This is a genomic window from Vibrio sp. TRT 2004 (assembly GCF_050113735.1).
Classification (GTDB): Bacteria; Pseudomonadota; Gammaproteobacteria; order Enterobacterales; family Vibrionaceae; genus Vibrio.
The window spans coordinates 1-5,035 of sequence record NZ_JBNJOH010000084.1 but is presented as its reverse complement, the minus strand read 5'-3'; the positions used below and the strand labels follow the sequence as shown (position 1 = coordinate 5,035).

5 protein-coding genes and 3 pseudogenes are annotated in these 5,035 nt (G+C 41.5%); 5 read left to right on the top strand and 3 right to left on the bottom strand.

Annotated elements, in window-relative coordinates; all coding sequences use genetic code 11:
• The 5 genes and pseudogenes from ACQEXR_RS19665 to ACQEXR_RS19645 form a co-directional block, all read left to right on the top strand.
• A pseudogene (locus tag ACQEXR_RS19665) lies at nt 1-495 on the top strand (S-type Pyocin domain-containing protein); the annotation flags it as partial.
• A complete protein-coding gene (locus ACQEXR_RS19660; protein ID WP_000170131.1) occupies nt 488-940 on the top strand; it encodes a hypothetical protein in 453 nt (150 codons plus the stop codon). The pseudogene ACQEXR_RS19665 and the gene ACQEXR_RS19660, both read left to right, overlap by 8 nt.
• Nucleotides 941-1,242: 302 nt before the next feature.
• Nucleotides 1,243-1,871: pseudogene (locus tag ACQEXR_RS19655) on the top strand (IS5 family transposase).
• 77 nt (nt 1,872-1,948) lie between these two features.
• Nucleotides 1,949-3,142, top strand: a complete 1,194-nt coding sequence (locus ACQEXR_RS19650) for an ISL3 family transposase (RefSeq protein ID WP_427020980.1) — start codon at nt 1,949-1,951, stop codon at nt 3,140-3,142.
• A 9-nt stretch (nt 3,143-3,151) separates the two neighbouring features.
• Nucleotides 3,152-3,439 (top strand): annotated as a pseudogene (locus tag ACQEXR_RS19645) (transposase); the annotation flags it as partial.
• Between the two features lie 166 nt (nt 3,440-3,605).
• Here the strand turns inward: ACQEXR_RS19645 and ACQEXR_RS19640 are convergent.
• The 3 genes from ACQEXR_RS19640 to ACQEXR_RS19630 are packed head-to-tail and all read right to left on the bottom strand — an operon-like array spanning nt 3,606 to nt 4,897.
• Nucleotides 3,606-3,944 (bottom strand): hypothetical protein, encoded by a 339-nt coding sequence (locus ACQEXR_RS19640; RefSeq protein ID WP_427020979.1) that lies wholly within the window; start codon nt 3,942-3,944, stop codon nt 3,606-3,608.
• Nucleotides 3,941-4,141, bottom strand: a complete 201-nt coding sequence (locus tag ACQEXR_RS19635) for a hypothetical protein (protein WP_427020978.1) — start codon at nt 4,139-4,141, stop codon at nt 3,941-3,943. The genes ACQEXR_RS19640 and ACQEXR_RS19635 overlap by 4 nt, the downstream gene beginning before the upstream one ends.
• 3 nt (nt 4,142-4,144) lie before the next feature.
• Entirely contained in the window at nt 4,145-4,897 is a 753-nt protein-coding gene (locus tag ACQEXR_RS19630) for a hypothetical protein (protein ID WP_427020977.1), read from the bottom strand.
• Between the last annotated feature and the right edge of the window lie 138 nt (nt 4,898-5,035).

Sequence of the window (5,035 nt, the reverse complement as noted above, 5' to 3'; positions counted from 1 at the left end):
ACGGTTCTCTACCCAGAAGAAGATCTAGTCGAATATATTATCACCTTCCCTGTGGATGCTGGGTTGCCTCCTCTTTATTTAGTCTTCAATAAACCAAAAGTAAAGCCATTGGAAGTCGGAACTTACGGTGAGTTAGCACCTAAAAGTAAAAAAGATGGTATGGATATTGACCATATTCCATCATTTAAAGCAGTTGAAAAATGGGCTACTAGTGATGGGCAACCTTTAACAGCGAAAGAGTTAGCTGAATTGAAAAAGGCTACTCATGGAATCGCGATTCCCCATGAGGTTCACAAAGAATGTTCTAGAACTTATGGTGGTCGAAATCAACCAGAACAGAGCACTGTTGACTCGCAAGATTTGAGAAAGGCTGCTCAAAAAGATATGGAAGCAATCGCTCTTTGCCTTCAAGAGCATGGGTATAGCCAAGAAGAAATAGAGTATTCTTTTGATGAACTACATAAACTAAATGAAGAGTCAGGAATTTATGACTAAAGTAACTAAATGGTTAAACAACTATTATGACGATCTTGTAAAAGATAGTTCTTTTGCATCTCTAGTTGGAGGCAATACTCTTCAGTTTGAGCCAACGTTAGACGAGCGATTTGACTTAGTATGCTACGACGACAAGATTAATATGATTTTTGATCAAGATAAACGTCTTAAGTTTTTCATCGTTAAATATCCTCTTGACAATAAACTTGTAAATATACTCTCAACCGAAGATTTATCTCTGACAAGCAAAATGGACTTATCTTCGATAAAGTCAGAGCTTGGAGAGCCAACAAAAATAGTTGGGGCAAGGAAACTACCTGGTTTAGTGAAAAACGGTTGGGTTCAGTACGATTTATCAGAGCAATGCAAACTGACATTTAGCCTATCACATAGCCACCCAAACCAGATAGTAGACATAAGGTTCTCGGTTAGTGAGCAGGACTAGTGTTTGAGATGACCAGTTATCTTGACTTTATTGGTCGTACTTATCAAGACCTTGTTAAGAGTCCTGCGTTTGTGGCATTAACAACTGGTAACGTGCCATCGACAATAGATGGTTATGCTGATGAATTTCACATTCGAGCTTTTGGGAAGATAATTCAAGTCTTGTATGACGTAGGCTCAACCAACGTAAAGTCTGTTTTTTACCGATGAAGTGCAAGATAAATTGGCGTTGTTGCCTAAATCAGTTGAACCTTTTTCGAGTCTTGCGATCTGACCCTTTATGATGGTTAGAGCGGTGGTGACATGGGTAAGGCAAAAAAGAAGATAACTAACTGGGCGGAGTACAATAAGGCTCTGTGTAAACGGGGCTCGGTTACGTTCTGGATAGATGATTCAGCTGTAGATGCATGGCGATGCAAAACCCATCATGGTAAGCGTGGTAGAGGTTTCCAGTACTCTGATACAGCGATTGAAACTGCATTGATGATTAAGGGGATATTCTCTCTACCATTGCGTGCGCTTCAAGGTTTTATCGACTCTATCTTTGAGCTATTGGAGGTTCCCCTGACTACACGTGTATCAGCAAACGCTCGAAGACAGTTCAAGTCAAATATCGTAACAAATCCAGAGGAGCTATTCGCCATATCGCTATTGACTCGACTGGTCTCAAAGTCTTTGGCGAAGGTGAGTGGAAGGTGAAAAAGCACGGCGCCGAAAAACGCAGAACTTGGCGCAAACTGCACTTAGCCGTTGATGTAGAAACTCATGAGGCCATTAGTGCAGAAGTCAGTCTTGTAAGTGTTGGCGATAGCGAAGTGTTGTCAACATTACTCAACCCTTTACGTAGAAAGATAGATACCGTATCTGCCGATGGAGCGTATGACACAAAAAGTTGCTATGAGACCCTGAAAAATAAGGTTCATCGCGGATAAGCGGGAACTCAAAACAAAAACGGTAGAAAGTGATAGAGTTTTATCGCCAAACAAAACCTACACAAACTACCGTTTTCATGCCGAATAATACTTTCCTATCGTCATTCTGGGAAGGCTTTCAGATCGTAAAGTCTCATAAAACTGACTCATTAATATCTATCACCCTAATTCCTGACTCAGTTGCATGCTGCCCTTGCGGTAGAGCCTCTGAGTCTATCCACGATACTCAATGGCGAACGCTTAAAGAAGCGATGACCCTTGGCACACCTGTCGAGTTACTCGTCCAGACTCGACGTATCAAATGCTCTAGCTGTGGCATTAAAACCGAAGCTATCTCTTGGGTTAAGCCATACTCTCGCCTCACTAACCGGCTGATTGAATACATAGAAAAGCTACTACCACTTTTACCCATCAAGCATATTTCTGAGCTTACTGGAGTGCACTGGCACACCATTAAAGAGGTGGATAAGCAACGCTTAAAGCGTGTGGTTCCTGATGTTCCATGGAGTCAGTTGCGTCAAATCGTCATGGACGAATTTGCCATATTCAAGGGGCATCGTTATGCCACGGTTGTCGCAGATGCACAAACGCACCAAGTGCTCTGGATTGGTCTAGGTAGAGCACGCAAGGACATACGTCCCTTCTTTGAAACTCTTGGAGAATACGCTCAAAATATCGAAGTTGTGGCAATGGATATGAACACAGCTTTTGACCTAGAAGTCCAAGCTCATTGTCCTAATGCCCGTATCGTTTATGACCTCTTTCATGTCGTCGCTAAGTTTGGTCGAGAAGTGATGGATAGAGTCCGAGTTGATCAAGCGAATCAACTGAAAGATGACAAAAATGCTCGGCGTTGGATCAAACGCTCCCGTTGGGTGCTACTGAAAAATCAAGAGAACTTAAACACTAAGCAACAGAGTTATCTGGATGAGATACTTGCGGTCAATCGTGACTTAATGGTGACCCATTTGCTAGGAGCTCAACTCAAAGAGCTCTGGTATTGCAGCTCGGAGAAACAGGCTAATGATCTCTGGGAGGTGTGGTGGCAACAGGTCCATGAAAGTGGGATCAAACCGCTCATAAACTTTGCTAGAAAACTGAAACCCTATCTTCATGGGATAGTGGCGTCAGCTTCGTATCATCTAAATACATGTACCTTGGAAGGGATCAATAACAAGATTAAGCTAATAAAAAGAATGGGCTATGGATACCGAGATACGGAATACTTCTTTATGAAGATAAAAGCGGCTTTCCCCGGAAAGCCGCGATGAACCTAAAATAAGGGCAGTACTCCGTTGATACCGCCTCGCAAGAATGCGGCGCTTTGGGAAGATGGGCATCCCAGAAATGAAGCAGTAAAGGCTCTGAAAAACGGAACAATAGCGGAGTGGAAATCTGAGTCGGGTTATCACTATCGCTCAATATCTGAGACTGCAATGTCTCGATATAAAGGACTAACCAGCGGTAAATTGAGCTTGAGATGTTATAACGCTCAAGTTGGTGAGGCACTGGCAAATGTCAAAGCAATGAACAAAGTCATAGGACTAGGTATGCCTGTTAGAAGCTAACGGCTAGTCATATATGGCGTCGTTGATCTTCAAGCTGATTTGATCAACAACGCCATTTATTTACATAATGTTTTACACCATCGTCAAGATTTATCTGTTCATTTTGAGTGTTGTATGATGTGTAAATAAATTGACCAGTTTGTTTACACTCTCTACGCTAACAATACTAATTCAATTTCTCACGCTTTTTGAAGGCTAAAATATTGTCTTGAGATCCCATGTCTTGCACATCAATAATTACTTCAACATGCTTGTTTTCTTCAGGTATGTCATTCCACATGGCAACATTCATTTGATGCATTCTTGCGGCTTGAGACTTTAAAAGTTCTTTGTAATGAGTAAGTCTTCCATCTTTCTGCTCTAACTCTGCTTTGAGTTTTTTTACTTCCTCTTTAGCTTTTTCTAAATCCTCTCTAGCTTTGATATAAATCGGGTGAGCACGCACAACTTCACCTGACACATCGCTCGATCCATGAATACGCTCTGCTTCTGCGCCTTCAATCATTTTTTTGTTTCGGGATAACGCTTTGCTGCACCATTAGATAGCCCAGCCTCTTTTTCAACATTAGCAACAACAATCTTGAGTTTGTTGGCACTTAGTTTTCGCTTCAACTCCCTGTGGGTCGGCTGTTTGTCAATAAGACGCTTCAGAGCTTCTCTCAACTGCTTTTCTGTTGAGCTTAATTCCGTTCTATCTGTCATGTCTTACGCCACCATTATCGTGTTTATAACTAAACTCCGCACATCTTCTGCAAACTCATACTTATCATGGTCGAATCCCAAATCATCCATGATCGCCTCTGCCGCTTTTACCTGCATAAAGTATTTAGTTGCGGCACTGGAGTTCAATTCACCGCATTCTTTTAGAAACTCAATATTTCTCATCGCATCCATGCGAGAAGATTCGGCATAAACAGCGTTTTCAATAAAATCGTATTCGCAGTCCACACACTCACTTAAATCAATATTGATGCGCATTGAACATTGAGTGTTGGTGCAATACATACTAGGAGCAACGGCATGTAAGTGCGCCTTACCGTTAGTTAACTGATCAATCCAATAATCAATTGATAACTTGCGTTTGTTTACCCCATTTTCAAAATAGCTTTCACCTTCACGACTGATTTCAGCAACCATTGCTTGACCTTTGCCACCTGCAATCCGTTCACCGTTCGCCATTTTTTGATATATGCGAGCAAAAATTTCAGCCTTTTGAGTGATCCGCTCTTTGCTAATTTCACTGTAAAGCTGTTCAAATGAATGGGCATTACGGGCATACCATCTCGTCATCGCCATCGACAAATGTGACAACTGTTGCTTCAAAGCAGGGAAAGAACATAGCTCATAACCAATTAGGTAATAAGCAAGTGAGCGTCTTGTCTGATGTGTCGTAAAGTGAAACTTATCTCCCAGTTTAAAGGACTTCTGGGCTGGGTCTGAGGCTTGTAAATAGCCCATATCTTCAACCGTCAGAATAAAATCAAATTTGTCTTTATTAAAATTCTTTTTGATTGATTTACCTAAATAACTGTTCCTAAATATAGATCACTGGTTTGTAGAAAAAGAAGGGAACTCGGTACCGTTTGAGCGATCTGA